This window comes from Humidesulfovibrio sp. (genome assembly GCF_031082295.1).
GTDB lineage: Bacteria > Desulfobacterota > Desulfovibrionia > Desulfovibrionales > Desulfovibrionaceae > Humidesulfovibrio.
Genome location: NZ_JAVHLD010000017.1, coordinates 1 through 14,603 on the forward strand (window position 1 = coordinate 1; position 14,603 = coordinate 14,603).

A 14,603-nucleotide genomic window follows, 5' to 3' on the forward strand; every position below is an offset into this window, starting at 1 on the left:
CGTTGCGGCGAGGGGTGGTTCTAGGGAAACCAGGGCGGAAGGTCAACTGGTTTTTCGCCGTTTTCTAGAAAAACTTATTGCCATGCTATTTCAGCATGATACACACGAACAGAAGCCGCCCTACTCCTTGTCGCGGCGCGTCGAGGGCAGGATAACCGGGCGCACATGCTCCATGACCTTCCTGTGAGCAGCCTCATACTCCTCCGTAGACAGGGCCAAAGCCTCCTCCCGTGTCACCAGGTGCATGGCTCCGCAGGGGCACATTTCCACGCAGGCCGGGGCCATGCCCACGGCCCGGCGGCGCTGGCAAAGGTCGCACTTGGCCACGGCCTCGTCCAGCCCGGTGCAGAAGATGCCGCCAAAGGGGCAGGCCAGGATGCAGCTTTTGGTCTCGCACCCGGCGCAAAGCACGGGGTGCAGCAGCACGCTGCCGTCCAAGGCCTTCTGCAGCGCGCCGCGCGGGCAGGCCTTGATGCAGGCCGCGGACTCGCAGTGGCGGCAATAGACCGGGGCCATGATGCCGCCGCTGGTGCGCGTCATGTTGATCCTCGGCTGGCCGTGTATGAACCGGCAGGCGGACTCGCAGGACTCGCAGCCGATGCAGCGGGAATAGTCGATGAACAGGATCTTCTCGTCGGATGGCATGGCCCCTCCAGCGCGCTAACGCAGGTCTTCCCGCGTGATGGGCGGTTCTTCCCGGTATTCCAGCTCGCGGTTCATGCTCTTGAGCGTGAGCCAGCGCGACAGGGACTGGGCCGCGCGCAGGCCGCTGTAAACGGCCTTGCCGATCTTGCTCGGCCCGGAGAGCGCGTCTCCGGCCACGAACACGCCTTCCATGCGCGTCATCTGCAGCCAGTGGATCTCCCGCTTGCGCACGGAGTCGAGGCCCAGGCGCTCGGCAAAGGGGGGCGAGGCAGTCTCGCCGATGGCCGCCACCACGATGTCCGCCGGGAGCACCATCTTGGCGCAGGAATCGGGCACGGCGCTGCGGCGTCCGTCCTCGTCCGGCTCGCCCAGGTGGCACTGGATGCACTCGATGCCCGTGACCTTGCCCTCCTCCCCCAGCACGCGGATGGGCGTGACCAGCTCCAGCCAGTGCCCGCCCGCGGCCTCGAACTGCTCCACCTCGTGGCTGCCGCAGGGGGCCTCGCGCCGCGTGCGCCGGTAGAGCATGCTCACCCGGGCCGCGCCCTGTCCCAGCGCCCCGTGGGCCACGTCGATGGCCGAGAAGCCCGCGCCGATGACCACCACGTTCTTGCCCTCCACCTCTATGCGCGACATGCGGCTCCTGTCGTACTGGGCCGCGCGGATGGGGAACAGGAAGGACAGGCCGGTATAGACCCCGGCCAGATCCTCTCCGGGCACGTTGAGCTTCCGGGGTTTCCACGAGCCGGTGCAGAGCATCACGGCGTCGTGCCCGCGCACCAGCTCGTCCAGGTCGATGCAGCGGGTGGAGAACTCGTCGCCCGTGTCATCCACCTGCCTGCGGTCGCAGATCTTGGTGCAGGGATTAAAGGTCACGCCGTAATGGCTGGTGAGGGTGTCCACCCCTTGGGCGATGCGTTCCGCCGGGATGCGCTCCGCCGGGATGCCGAAGACCATGAGCCCGCCCGGCTTGGGCAGCTTGTCGTAGATGTCCACGCGGTAGCCCAGGCAGGCCAGAAAGCCCGCAGCCGCCAGCCCGGATGGCCCAGCGCCGATGATGGCCACGCTACGGCCGTTGGACCTGGCCGGTCCAGGCCCGGCGAAGGCGAAGTTCATGGGGGTGTTCGAAGGCTGAGACATGACGCCTCCTTATTATAGTAAGATGCGGTCCCGCCGTTTCAACGGGTCCTGTCCGGCGTGGCGGGCGGATTGCCGCCAGGGGCCAGCAGGGTCATGCCCGCCATGTGCTCCAGCAGTGTGCCCGAGCGTGCCACCTCGGGCAGCTCGCGGCCCGGCTCAAGCGACGTGATGGCCGTGCGCCCGATGACCTTGCGGCCCTCGGCCCCGGCGTCGCTCAGGGTCTTCAGCCCCCAGACCGCGTGGAGCATGGCCGCGCGTCCCTGGAACTGGCCCAGGTACAGCATGATGTGCCCGCGCTTGTACAACAGCGTCAACAGCGGCACCCCGCGCGAGAGCACAAGCGCCTCCTTCTGCGGGCCGGTGAGGCCTTCGAAACTCACGTACTCGCCGGCCTTGGCCTGCTGGCCGGAGTTGCGCGGAAGGAACAGGCCGAAGGGGGCCAGCACGTCGAGCATGAGGGCCGAGCAGTCGCGGTTTTGCAGATATCCGCCCCAGCCGTAAGGTTGGCCGAGCACCTGGTCGGCCAGGCGGGCCAGGTTGCGCGGAGTGGCTGCCAGGGGCATGGCCGCGGCGTCGGCCTTGGCGATGCGCACGCTGACGGCTACGGCCTGGCCATCGACCCCGCGCGCCGGGGCCAGCGCGGTGTAGCCGGACTCGTCCTCGGCCAGAAGCGGCAGCACGGTGCCGATGCGTCCGTCGAACAGGTTCACGCCGCCCTTGTCGGCCGGGGCCGTCACGGGAGTGTGCTCCCGCGTCACGGCCAGCAGCGGCAAGGCCCGCCAGAGGGCCATGAAGGTCTCGTCCACGTAGGCGATGTCGGCCACGCGCACCCAGCCCCCGGCGTTGCGCGCCTCCACCAGGGCCCAGGCCCCGTCGGCGGAGAGGTGCGTGACCACAAGCGGCGTGCCCGCCCAGACCCCGGAATTCTGCCAGTAGTCGAAGGGGTAGCCCTCGCCGGGCCGCGTGGGCTTCAGGAAACCGGGGCGGATGGTGGGCAGCACGCGCAGGTCGGTGTTGGAGGTGGCGATGGCCATGCGCACCGGGGAAGGATACGACCAGGCCTGGCACTGGGCCTCCATCTCGGCCCGGAAACCCTGGCCCAGCGGGCGCAGGTTCTCGCCGTAATGGGAGTTGGCCGAGAGCTTGCCCAAGCCCCAGAGGGCGTTGGCCGGGCCGAAGGTGGCGTTGGCCTGGGCCCAGGGGCCGAAGTGCGCGGCCCGGAAACGCTCCAGGAACCGGGCTTGGGCCTCGGGCGACAGGAAAGGCGCCTCAAGACCGGCTGTGGCGGACGCTTGGGCCAAAAGGGCCGTGGCGTTCTGCGGAAAGTCCCGCAGGTCTTGCGGCTCCTGCTCCACCGCCGCCGCCACCGGTGGCTTCGGCGGGGCCGGAGGCCGGGGCGCGGGGGCGCAACCGCCCACCGCCAGCGTCAAAACGGCGAGCAGAGGCAGGAACTGGCGTGCGCAGTTCCGCGTTGCGGACGAGATGCGGAGCCGCACTACTTGGCCTTCGCCGGGACGGTGAGCGCTTCCTTGAGCATGGCCGCGCCGCTGGCGCTGACCTTATGCTCCAGCACGATTTGCCGGGGGGTGAAGATCTGGCCGTAGTAGGCCTTGTTCAGGCCGTCGCGCTCGTGGATCACCCCGCCCTCCAGGGACAGGCCGGCGAACAGGCCGCCGACGTCGGCGAAATAGTAGACGTCCTTGAAGGCGTGGGTGCTGGCCACCTCGCCGGTGACGCCAGCCGTGCCCGCCGCCGCCGTTGCGTCCGCGCCGATGGTCAGGCCGGTGTCGATGGCGGCCCGGAAGGCCTTGTCATTCATGAAGACGAGCACGATGGCCGCCTCCTGCACGCCGATCTGCAGGCCGAAGCTGCCGCCGCCCAGGGTGTAGAAGGCCGGAGAGCTCCATTCGCCGTCGGTCCCGCGCGCCAGGAGCACGCCGTTGCCGCCCTGGCCTCCGTAGATGAACCCGGCCTTGATGACGCTCGGCAGCACCAGCACGCCCTTGGCCTGGCGCAGATAGACCTCGATGTGCTTGAACTTGGGGTCCTGGCGCATGCCGCGCACAACCAGTGCGGCCTTGTCCACCAGGCCCTGCTCGTACACGGGGGTCTCGGGAGAACTTGGGCTGTGCGCGCCGTAGCAGCCGGACAAAAGGGCGCCGAGGGCGAGGATGGCGAGGACCGCGAGAACACGTCTGCGCATGAAGGGCTCCTTGTGCCTGAGGGTGCGGCGCCGCCAGCGGGCGGACCGTGAGGAGAAAGATACACCACAGCCGCGCGGGAGCGCAACAGCCGCCGAGGCCGCGCCCGGCCGGGAGGGGCTAGGCGGTGAACCGGGCCAGGCGCTCCTTGATCTCCTCGTCGAAGAGCCAGGCCACCAGCGCCAGCAGCAGCCCAGCGCCGAAGACGAGCTTCACGGCCAGCAGGTTGCCGTCGATGGCCGCTCCGGTGAAGGTGAGCACCATGAGCCCGGGCAGCCGCCCCAGAGTGTTGACCATGAGGAGCTTCCAGACCGGAAAGCGCGTCAGCCCGGCCATGAAGCAGATGCTGTCCTTGGGAGTGCCCGGCAGCAGGAAGAGCATGAAGAAGTTGCCCAGGCCGCCCCGGTGCATGGCCGCGTCGAAGCGTTCCTGAATGCGCCGTGGAACGAAGGGCCGCATGACCTGCTCGCCGAAGAAGCGCGTCAGCAGCATGGCCGCGAGCGAGCCGACGGCGTTGCCCGCCACGTTCAAGGCCAGCCCGCGCCAGAACCCGAACACGAAGCCGCCAACCATGCCCACCAGCTGGCCGGGAATGGGCGCCACCACCACCTGCAGGAACTGCACGGCAATAAACACCCAGGCCGCCACCGCGCCCCAGGAGTCGAACCAGGCCTTGATGGCCAGACGGCGGGCTTCGAAGTCGTCGCGCGCCAGCTCGGACAGAAAATCAACGAAGGGCTGCGGAAGGTGGGGCCGCGCCAGCCAGGCCGCCAGCGCCAGCAGCCCAGTGACCACAAGCGCGCCAAGCAGCACGGGCAGCACGGCGGAGAGGCGCTGCAGCTTGCGTTCGAATCGTGCGGAGAGTGGTGCCATAGTGTCCATCTGCTATGCCGCGCAAAGCGAGCATTGGCAAGGCCTGCCGGATCGGGGTTGTCGTACCGGCCCGCCATAACAACATATTTTTGCGGCTGCTCCGGCGTTTCCAAGCCTGCGGACTTGCGCTATACAGGACTTCGCCAGCACGCGCAAAGGGGACCCTTCACCATGCCTGACTTCGTGCACCTGCACTGCCACAGCGAATACAGCCTGCTCGACGGCGCCATCCGCGTCAAGGACCTCTGTTCCAGGGCCAAGGACCTCGGCATGCCCGCCGTGGCCTTGACCGACCACGGCAACATGCACGGGGCGCTGGTCTTCCGCCAGAAGGCCATCGACACAGGCATCAAGCCCATCATCGGGTGCGAGGTCTACGTGGCCCCCGGCGCGCGCGGCGATAAAAAGGCCACCAGCTCGCGCACCGCGGCCTACCACCTGGTGCTGCTGGCCCAGAACCGCACCGGCTACCAGAACCTCATCAAGCTCGTCACCGCCGGATATCTGGAGGGCTTCCACTACAAGCCCCGCGTGGACAAGGAAATCCTGGAACTCTACTCCGAGGGGCTCATCGCCCTGTCGGCCTGCCTGGCGGGCGAGGTGAACCGCACCCTGCTCTCCCAGGGCCTGGACGCGGGCATCCGCGTGGCCAAGGAATACGCGGACATCTTTCCAGACCGCTTCTACCTGGAGCTTCAGGAGAACGGCATCCCCGAGCAGACCCGCGCCAACGAGATGCTGTTGCAGGTCGCAGAGGAAACCAAGCTCCCCCTCGTCGCCACCAACGACTGCCACTACCTGACCCGCGAGGACTCCGAGGCCCACGACATCCTCTTGTGCATCGGCACCCAGCGCACCGTGCTGGACAAGGACCGCATGCGCATGGGCACCACGGAGCTCTACTTCAAGACCATGGAGGAGATGGAGGCCGCCTTCTCCTACTGCCCGGAGGCCATCGCCAACACGGTCAAAATTGCGGATCAGTGTAACGTCGAACTCGAATTGGGTCAGGCCCACTTCCCTGTCTACGACCTGCCCGAGGGCGTGAGCATCGACGAGGAGTTCGAGCGCCTGGCCCGAGAGGGCCTGACCAAGCGCCTGGCCTCCATCGCCTATGAGGTGGACGAAAAGGTCTACTGGGAGCGCCTGGAGCACGAGCTCAAGGTCATCAAGGGCATGGGCTTCCCGGCCTACTTCCTCATCGTGCAGGACTTCATCAACTGGGCCAAGCGAAACCGCATCCCCGTGGGCCCGGGCCGTGGCTCGGCCGCCGGTTCGCTGGTGGCCTGGGCGCTCAAGATCACCAACATCGACCCCCTGCCCTACGATCTCCTGTTCGAGCGATTCCTGAACACGGAACGCGTCAGCCTGCCGGATATCGACGTGGATTTCTGCGAACGCCGCCGCCTGGAGGTGGTGCGCTACGTGGCCGAGAAGTACGGCACCGACCGTGTGGCCCAGATCACCACCTTCGGCACCATGAAGGCAAAGGCCGCCATCCGCGACGTGGGCCGCGCGCTCGGCATGAGCTTCGCCGAGACCGACAAGATCGCCAAGCTTGTGCCCGAGGAAATGAAGATGACCATCGCCAAGGCTCTGGAAAAAGAGCCCGAGCTCATGGCCATGACCGTGGGCAACCAGCAGGTGGAGAAGCTCATCGACGTCTCCCAGCGCCTGGAGGGCCTCTCGCGCCACGCGTCGACGCACGCCGCGGGCATCGTCATCTCCGACCGGCCCATGCTGGACTACCTGCCGCTGTACAAGGGGAAAGAGGGTGAAATCGTCACCCAGTACGACATGAAGCTGGTGGAAAAGGTCGGCCTCATCAAGTTCGACTTCCTGGGCCTGCGCACCATGACCGTGGTGGAAGACGCCCTCGACATCATCCGCGGCCAGGGCAAGGAGGCCCCGGACCTGGATTCCCTGGCCCTCACCGACCCCAAGACCTACGAAATCTTCTGCTCCGGCGACACCGACGGCATCTTCCAGGTGGAATCAAGCGGCATGCGCAAGTACCTGCGAATGCTCAAGCCCACCTGCTTCGAGGACATCATCGCCATGCTGGCCCTCTACCGCCCAGGCCCGCTCGGCTCGGGCATGGTGGACGAGTTCATCAAGCGCAAGCACGGCCAGATCAAGGTCAGCTACCCGCATCCCAGCCTGGAGGAGACGCTCAAGCCCACCTACGGCGTCATCGTGTACCAGGAACAGGTCATGAGCACCGCCCGGGTCATCGGCAACTACTCCCTCGGCGAGGGCGACCTGCTCCGCCGCGCCATGGGCAAGAAGAAGCCCGAGGAGATGGCCAAGCAACGCCAGCGCTTCATGGAGGGCGCGAGAGAGAACAAGATCGCCGAGGCCACCGCCGCCGAGATCTTCGACCTCATGGAAAAGTTCGCCGAATACGGCTTCAACAAGTCTCACTCCGCGGCCTATGCGCTCATCAGCTACTACACGGCCTACCTCAAGGCCCACTTCCCCAGCGAGTTCATGGCCGCGCTCATCAGCTCGGAACTGAGCAACACCGACAAGGTGTTCAAGTACATCAACGCCTGCCGCGAGATGGGCATCAAGGTGGTGCCGCCGGACGTGAACATCTCTCTGGCGCGCTTCTCGGTGAAGGACGAGCAGGTCATCTTCGGCATGGCCGGCATCAAGGGCGTGGGCGAGGACGCCGTGGACGACATCGTCAGCGAGCGCGAGAAGAACGGCCCGTTCCTCGACATCTTCGACCTCTGCGAGCGCGTGAACCTGCGCAAGATCAACAAGCGCACCCTGGAATCGCTCATCAAGGCCGGCGCGCTGGACAGCCTGGGCAAGACCCGCGCGGGGCACATGGCTCTGCTCGACCGCGCCGTGGCCCTGGGCCAGAAGAAAGCCAAGGAAAAAGCCCAGGGCATGATCAATATGCTCGATTTACTGGGCGGCGCTGGCGGCGGGGCAATGGCTCCGGACGCCCGGCCCGGCTCCAGCGTGGAGGACGCCCTGCCCGAGTGGGGCGACGAGGAGAAGATGCGCCTGGAGAAGGAGGCGCTGGGCTTCTTCCTGTCCTGCCACCCGCTTCTGCGCTACCGGCATGAGCTGCGCCGCCTGAACCTCGTGCCGCTGGACGAGCTCAAGGAGCTGCCGGGCGGGCACCTGGTGAAGGTGGCGGGCATCGTCACAAGCCTGCGCGAATACATCAACAAGAAGGGCGACAAGATGGCCTTCCTGCAGCTGGAAGACCTCACCGGCACGGGCGAATGCACGCTCTTCGCCGACACTTACGCCCTGTGCAAGGAGCTGGTGGCCTCGGACCAGCCCCTGCTCTTCGAGGGCAAGGTGGACGCGCGTTCGCGCCCCGGCGAGGAGGAAGGCCCGCGCGAGTCCAAGATGCTGGCCGAGAAGGTGGGGCTTTTGTCCGAGGCTGCGGCCGCCTGCTTCGAGCCCGTGCGCATCCCCGCGCGCGAGGAGCATTGCGAGCCGGAGCGCCTGGAAGCGCTGAAGGCCGTGCTGGCCAGCCACCCCGGCCCTGTGCCGGTGTTCATGGACCTGCATCTGCCCGAGGCCGTGTGCACCATGCGTTTCGGCGACCGCTTCCAGGTCTGCGCCTGCCCGGAGCTTTGGACCGAGGTGGAGAAGTGGCAGAAAGCGGAAAAGGCAGGCTGACCCCCGCCGCCATGCTGCTCGCCCCGTCCATCTTGCGCCACGCCCTGCGCACGGCCCTGGCGGCAACGCTCACCGCCGCGCTCACGCTGCTGCTCAGCCTGGACCAGGGCTACTGGGCCGTGTTCTCGTCCATCCTCGTCATGCAGGCCGATTTCGGCAGCTCCATCCAGGCCAGCTGGTCGCGGCTGCTCGGCACCGCGGCGGGCGCGGCCCTGGGCGCGCTGGCGGCGACCCTGGCCGAGGCGCTGCTCGGGCCGGGCGCAAGCGCCTTCACCCTGGCCATGTTCACGGGCATCCTGATGTGCGCCGCCCTGGCCGGAATCAACGAGAACTTTCGCCTGGCCGGGGTCACGGCGGCCATCGTCATCTGCCTGCACAAGGCCGGGGGCAATGCCTTCACCCTCGGCGCCAGCCGCTTTCTGGAGGTGGGACTCGGCATCGTGGTGGCGTTGTGCGTGTCCCTGGCCTGGCCGTCACGCGCGCGGGTGCTGCTGCGCTTCGGCGCGGCCAAGGCCCTCGCGGGTTTGGCCGGTCTCCTGTCCGCGCTGATGGACAGCCGCATGTCCGGCCAGTACGACCAGCAGCGCATCTTCCACCAGAAGGACACGGCCCTGCGCCTGTCGCTCAAAAACCGGCAACTGCTCGCCTCTGCCCGCCGCGAGCCCGGCCCCTCCCGCGAGGGGGAGCGCCTGGCGGACCTGCTGCAGGCTCTCGACCGGTTGGCAGAGCACATGCGGAGCATGGACCACGCCATCGTCAACGCGCCGCCGGAAGGCTTCCACCGCCACCTGCCGAGCGAGCTGACAGAGCTTGGCGCGAGCGCCCAGGCGCTGCTGCTGGCCCTGTCCCAGCTCGTCTCCAACGCACAGGGCGAGACTCAAGGCACCGAGGCTCCGTCCCTGGCCGACACCCGCTCCCGCCTGGAGCGCGCCCTGAACGCCACGGGCGACAAGCTGCTGGAATTGCGTGGCGAGCGGGTCATCGCCGGATACGACCTGGACGAGGTCATGCACTTCTACGCCTTCTACCACGGCCTGCGCGAGACCGCCCGGGAAACCCTGGCCCTGGCCGCCCGGCTTGGGATGGGGAGCTGACCAGGCCGACGGTCATTGCCAGGGGCGGGAACGCCCGGTGAACAAACCGGCCTTGGCCGTTATGTCCGCGTGGGGGCCGAAGATGTAGGCCGTGTCCCCGGCCACAAGGCGCAGGGTGCCGTCCGGGTTGGCCATGACCGCGCCGTCGCGCCCCACGGCCACAACGGTCAGCCCGTGGGTGCGCCGCAGGCCGGCCTCCTCCAGGGTCTGCCCGTCCAGCACGCACCCGGCCTCCACGGTCATCACGCTGAGGTCCATGTCCGGAAACTGGCGGTTCAGCGCGCAGAAGGAATCCCCGTGCAGATCCGCGCTGCGCAGCATCTCGTATCCCTCGGAGCGCACGCTCTCGGTGAAGCGCTCGATGTCTGCGCGGGGCACCAGGTAGCGCATCATCACCCGTGTGAATATTTCGATAGAGGTCTCGAACTCCTCGGGCACCACGTCGCTGGCCCCCAGGTCGATGAGCGGCGATATTTCACTCTGGAAGCGCGTGCGCGTAATGATGTGCAGCGCAGGGTTGAGCCTGCGCGCAGCGTCGGTGATACGGCGGATGGACAACGGGTCGGACACGACCACGGCCAGCACCCGGGCGCGGTCCACGCCCACGTGCTCCAGCACTGCCGTCTGACTGGCGTCGCCGTAGACGATGGGCTCGCCCTGGGCGGAACTCTGGCGCACGGTGTCCGGGTTCATCTCCACCACGCGATAGGTGATGCCGAAGGACTTGGCCGCGCGGGCCAAGTGTCTGCCGCCAATGCCGAAGCCGACGATGACGAGGTGGTCGGCCACGGTCCCCGGCCCTGGCGCGGCCTGCTCCATCTCGCGCTCAAAAGGCCGCTTGGGCATTCGCGCCACGAAGGGCAGCGAGCCCACCCACTGCGCCACGCGCGGCGCCAGGGCAATGAGCGGCGGGGTCAGGGCCATGGTCAGGATGCTGGCGGCCAAAAACAGCTGGTAGCCATCCTGACCCATGAGCCCGTGGGCCAGCCCCGCCTTGGCCAGGACAAAGGAGAACTCGCCCACCTGGCACAGGGCCAGGCCGACCATGATCGCCGGGCCAGCCGGATATCCCAGCAGGTAGATGACCAGGCAGGCCGCCAGGGCCTTGAGGACCAGCACCGCTCCCGTGATCCCGGCGACCAGTGCGAGGTGGGAAAACAGGAAACCTGTGTCGAAGAGCATGCCCACTGATATGAAGAACAGGCTGGTGAACACGTCGCGGAAGGGCATGATGCCTTCCAGAGCGCTTAAGCTGTACTCCGACTCGGACAGGATGAGCCCGGCCAAAAACGCGCCCAGGGACAGGGACAACCCAAGGTGCGCGGTCAGAAAGGCCGTGGCCAGGCACAGGGCCAGGGTGCTGATGAGGAACAGCTCGCGGCTGCGCGTCTGCACGATGCGGTGCAGAAGCCGTGGCACGACCTTGCGCGCCAGAAGGAACACCAGGGCCACCAAGCCGCAGCCCTTGGCCAGGGGCCACAGGAACGCCAGGCCCGGCAAGCCATCGCCCGCCGCGCCTCCTGCCAGGAACGGCACGAGCAGCACCATGGGCACAATGACGAGATCCTGGAAGATGAGCACTGACAAGGTGATGCGCCCATGGACGCTGTCCATCTCGGCCTTCTGCTGGTAGAGCTTGAGCACTATGGCCGTGGACGAAAGCGCGGCCAGGAAGCCCCAGAACACACCCGTTGACAGGGACTGGCCCATCCCCAGGCCCAGCGCGGCAAAAATGATGACCGCCAGCAGGACCTGCCCGCCGCCGCCCAGCAGCACGCTCTTTTTCAGGCGCACCAGCTCGGCCATGGAAAGCTCCAGCCCGATGGTGAACAGCAAGAGCACCACGCCCACCTCGGCCAGCAGCTCGACCTCTTGCACGGCGCTGACCAGCCCCAGGCCGTAGGGCCCGGCGAGGACGCCGGTGAGCAGGAAACCGACGATGGGCGGCACGCGCACCTTGTGGCAGAAATAGATGACGCCAACCGACAGGCCAAAGACAACCAGAAGTTCAGACAATAGTGAAAAATCCATTATGGATTTGCCCACATCATTAAAGTGCTGTCAAGGCCGGGCACAGCCCGCGGCAGGCGCAAAAAAAGGGGGGGGCCTTGCGCCCCCCCCTTCGCGTTTGCGGTCTCAGTCCGCTAGCCCCCGATGTTCGGGCACAGGGACAGGGCGCTGTCGATGTCTTCCTGGGGCAGTTCGAAGTTGGTCAGGTCGCCGCGAAGATAGGCGTCGTACGAGCCCAGGTCGAGCATGCCGTGGCCGGAGTACAGGAAGACGATGGCCGAGCCGGGCTTGGCGGTCTTGGCCACGTCGATGGCGCTCAGGATGGCGTGGCTGGTCTCCGGCGCGGGCAGGAAGCCCTCGGTCTTGAGGAACAGCTGGGCCGCCTCGAAGCATTCCTTCTGGTAGTAAGCGCGGGCGTCCACAAGGCCCTCGGCCATGAGGTTGCAGACGATGGGCGCGTCGCCGTGGTAGCGCAGGCCGCCCGCGTGGATGGGCGCGGGCATGAAGGCGTGGCCAAGGGTGTGCATCTTCATGAGCGGGGTCAGCCGGGCCATGTCGCCGTAGTCGTAGCGGAACGACCCGCGCGTGAGCGTCGGGCAGGCCTTGGGCTCGGCGGCCACGAAGGTGATGTTCTCGCCCGCGAGCTTGCGCGGCAAAAACGGCGCCACCAGCCCGCCGAAGTTCGATCCGCCGCCCACGCAGCCGATGAGGTAGTCCGGCTTCTCGCCGATCATCTTGAGCTGCTGCTCGGTCTCCAGGCCCACGATGGTCTGGTGCAGGATCACGTGGTTCAGCACGCTGCCCAGCGTGTAGTTGGTGTCGGCGTGGGTGGCGGCGTCCTCCACGGCCTCGGAGATGGCCAGGCCCAGGCTGCCCTTGCAGTCCGGGTCCTTGGCCAGCATGGCGCGGCCGGTCTCGGTCTGCATGGACGGGGAGGCGAAGATCTCGCCGCCGTAGGTGTTGATGAGGATCTTCCGGTAGGGCTTCTGCTCGTAGCTGACCCTGACCATGTAGACGGTGCAGGCCATGTCGAACTGGCTGCAGGCGAAGGAAAGGGCGGTGCCCCACTGTCCGGCGCCGGTCTCGGTGGCCAGGCGCTTCACGCCCTCGCGCTTGTTGTAATAAACCTGCGGGATGGACGTGTTGGGCTTGTGCGACCCGGCGGGCGACACGGACTCGTTCTTATAATAGATGCGGCACTTGGTGCCGATGGCTTCCTCAAGCTTCTTGGCGCGCACCAGCGGCGTGGGCCGGAACAGGCGGTACACGTCGAGCACGGGCTCGGGAATGGCGATCCAACGGTCCGGGCTCATCTCCTGCTCGATCAAAGCCTTGGCGAAGATGGGCTCCAGCTTGTCCGGGGTCAGCGGCTGCTGGGTGACGGGGTCCAACGGCGGCGCCAGCGGGGTCGGCAGGTCTGGCAGGGGGTTGTACCATTTGGTTGGCATCTCGGACTGGGGCAGGTTGATTCTGGTATCCACGGCACGTCTCCTTATGGTGCTGGGCAGGCGCGTGCGCCTGGCCCTGAAAGTTCAATGCTTTTCCAGGCAACAAAGCGCCTGAACAGCCAGCAGCCTCGTTCCGGGGCGGCAAGGCAAAACAGGCGGGACCCGGAGCATCCCCTTCTTTGGGATGGTGAGTGCGTACTTGCGGCAAGGACAATTGTCAAGGCGGGCATTCACTCGCCTCCTCACGTGGGCCTTGCCTCCAGGCAGAACCCCGGCTATCAGGGGTGACGCGACGGCTGGCCCCAAGGGGCGACAACGCGCGAATATTGTTCGGGAGGCATTCACGGTGGAGAAAGTTGTCTATTTCATCGAGGGCGACGGCATTGGGCCCGAGGTTTGGGCTGCTGGGCGTCCGGTCATCGAGGCGGCCATAGCCAAGGCCTACGGCGATTCCAAAAAGCTGGTGTGGAAAGAGCTTTTGGCTGGCGAAAAGGCCCTGCGCGAGACAGGCGAGAACCTGCCTCAGGCCACCCTGGACGCCCTGGCCGGAGCCGAACTGGCCATGAAGGGTCCGCTGGGCACACCCGTGGGCAAGGGCTTCCGCAGCCTGAACGTGACCCTGCGCCAGGTGTTCGACCTCTACGCCTGCATCCGGCCCATCAAATATTTCCCCGGCATCGAATCCCCGGTGAAGCACCCCGAACGCGTTGACATGGTCATCTTCCGCGAGAACACCGAGGACGTTTACGCGGGCATCGAATGGGCCGCGGGCACCCCGGAAGCCAAGCGCGTGGTGGCCTTCCTGCGCGATGAGATGGGCGCCAAGCTCGACGACCTGGCCGCCATCGGCATCAAGCCCATGACCGAGAAGGGCTGCAAACGCCTGGCCCGGCGCGCGCTCAAGTTCGCCATCGACCAGAAGCGCCCCAGCCTGACCCTGGTTCACAAGGGCAACATCATGAAGTTCACCGAGGGCGGCTTCCGCGCCTGGGGCTACGAGATGGCCGCGGCCGAGTTCGGCGAGTTCACCATGACCGAGGCCGAGGCCGCCGAGGGCGCCAAGAAGCCGGTGGTCATCAACGACCGCATCGCCGACGCCATGTTCCAGGAGGCGCTCATCCGCCCCGAGAAGTACAGCGTCATCGCCACCACCAACCTGAACGGCGACTACATCTCCGACGCGCTGGCCGCGCAGGTGGGCGGGCTCGGCCTGGCCCCCGGCGTGAACATGAGCGACACCCTGGCCTTCTTCGAGGCCACCCACGGCACCGCCCCGGCCATCGCGGGCAAGGACATGGCCAACCCCGGCAGCCTGATCCTCTCCGGCACCATGATGCTGGAGCACCTGGGCTGGTTCGAGGCCGCCAACCTCGTCCACGCCGCAATGGCCAAGGCCATCGGCGCGCGCAAGGTCACCGTCGACCTGGCCTCCCAGATCGAGGGCGCCAAGGCCGTAGGCTGCAAGGAATTCGGGGAAATCCTCATCGCCAACCTGTAGCGCATGGCCGACACGAAGGCCGCCCGGCCCTGCCCGGCTCCCGCGA

General features: G+C 67.0%; 10 protein-coding genes. 3 read left to right on the forward strand and 7 right to left on the reverse strand.

Going from position 1 to position 14,603, the window contains the following annotated elements; genetic code table 11:
- Positions 1-120: 120 nt before the first annotated feature.
- The 5 genes from RDU24_RS10035 to RDU24_RS10055 all read right to left on the reverse strand — a co-directional run bounded on the left by RDU24_RS10035 (position 121) and on the right by RDU24_RS10055 (position 4,859).
- The gene (locus RDU24_RS10035; protein WP_308735617.1) at positions 121-645 is read right to left on the reverse strand and encodes a 4Fe-4S dicluster domain-containing protein; all 525 of its coding nucleotides are present in this window, start codon (positions 643-645) and stop codon (positions 121-123) included.
- Positions 646-660: 15 nt separating this feature from the next.
- Positions 661-1,785 carry an FAD-dependent oxidoreductase gene (locus RDU24_RS10040; RefSeq protein WP_374989757.1) on the reverse strand — a complete coding sequence of 375 codons (1,125 nt, stop codon included), beginning with the start codon at positions 1,783-1,785 and terminating at the stop codon, positions 661-663.
- Between the two features lie 38 nt (positions 1,786-1,823).
- The gene (locus RDU24_RS10045) at positions 1,824-3,281 is read right to left on the reverse strand and encodes an SH3 domain-containing protein (RefSeq protein ID WP_308735618.1); all 1,458 of its coding nucleotides are present in this window, start codon (positions 3,279-3,281) and stop codon (positions 1,824-1,826) included.
- The gene (locus RDU24_RS10050; RefSeq protein ID WP_308735619.1) at positions 3,281-3,988 is read right to left on the reverse strand and encodes a lipid-binding SYLF domain-containing protein; all 708 of its coding nucleotides are present in this window, start codon (positions 3,986-3,988) and stop codon (positions 3,281-3,283) included. Before RDU24_RS10050 ends, RDU24_RS10045 begins: the two co-directional genes overlap by 1 nt.
- Positions 3,989-4,106: 118 nt before the next feature.
- Positions 4,107-4,859 (reverse strand): TVP38/TMEM64 family protein, encoded by a 753-nt coding sequence (locus RDU24_RS10055; protein WP_308735620.1) that lies wholly within the window; start codon positions 4,857-4,859, stop codon positions 4,107-4,109.
- 171 nt (positions 4,860-5,030) lie between these two features.
- On the opposite strand from RDU24_RS10055, the gene dnaE reads away from it, so the two are divergent.
- A complete protein-coding gene (gene dnaE, locus RDU24_RS10060; RefSeq protein ID WP_308735621.1) occupies positions 5,031-8,507 on the forward strand; it encodes a DNA polymerase III subunit alpha in 3,477 nt (1,158 codons plus the stop codon).
- The gene (locus tag RDU24_RS10065; RefSeq protein ID WP_308735622.1) at positions 8,480-9,601 is read left to right on the forward strand and encodes an FUSC family protein; all 1,122 of its coding nucleotides are present in this window, start codon (positions 8,480-8,482) and stop codon (positions 9,599-9,601) included. Before dnaE ends, RDU24_RS10065 begins: the two co-directional genes overlap by 28 nt.
- A 12-nt stretch (positions 9,602-9,613) precedes the next feature.
- Here the strand turns inward: RDU24_RS10065 and RDU24_RS10070 are convergent, their stop codons facing one another.
- Together RDU24_RS10070 and RDU24_RS10075 are read right to left on the reverse strand one after the other, a co-directional pair.
- Positions 9,614-11,617: a cation:proton antiporter domain-containing protein gene (locus RDU24_RS10070; protein WP_308735623.1), complete on the reverse strand. Its 2,004-nt coding sequence runs from the start codon at positions 11,615-11,617 to the stop codon at positions 9,614-9,616.
- 128 nt (positions 11,618-11,745) lie between these two features.
- Positions 11,746-13,092 carry a TrpB-like pyridoxal phosphate-dependent enzyme gene (locus RDU24_RS10075; protein ID WP_308735624.1) on the reverse strand — a complete coding sequence of 449 codons (1,347 nt, stop codon included), beginning with the start codon at positions 13,090-13,092 and terminating at the stop codon, positions 11,746-11,748.
- Positions 13,093-13,405: 313 nt separating this feature from the next.
- On the opposite strand from RDU24_RS10075, the gene icd reads away from it, so the two are divergent.
- The gene (icd, locus tag RDU24_RS10080) at positions 13,406-14,557 is read left to right on the forward strand and encodes an NADP-dependent isocitrate dehydrogenase (protein WP_308735625.1); all 1,152 of its coding nucleotides are present in this window, start codon (positions 13,406-13,408) and stop codon (positions 14,555-14,557) included.
- Positions 14,558-14,603: the final 46 nt, after the last annotated feature.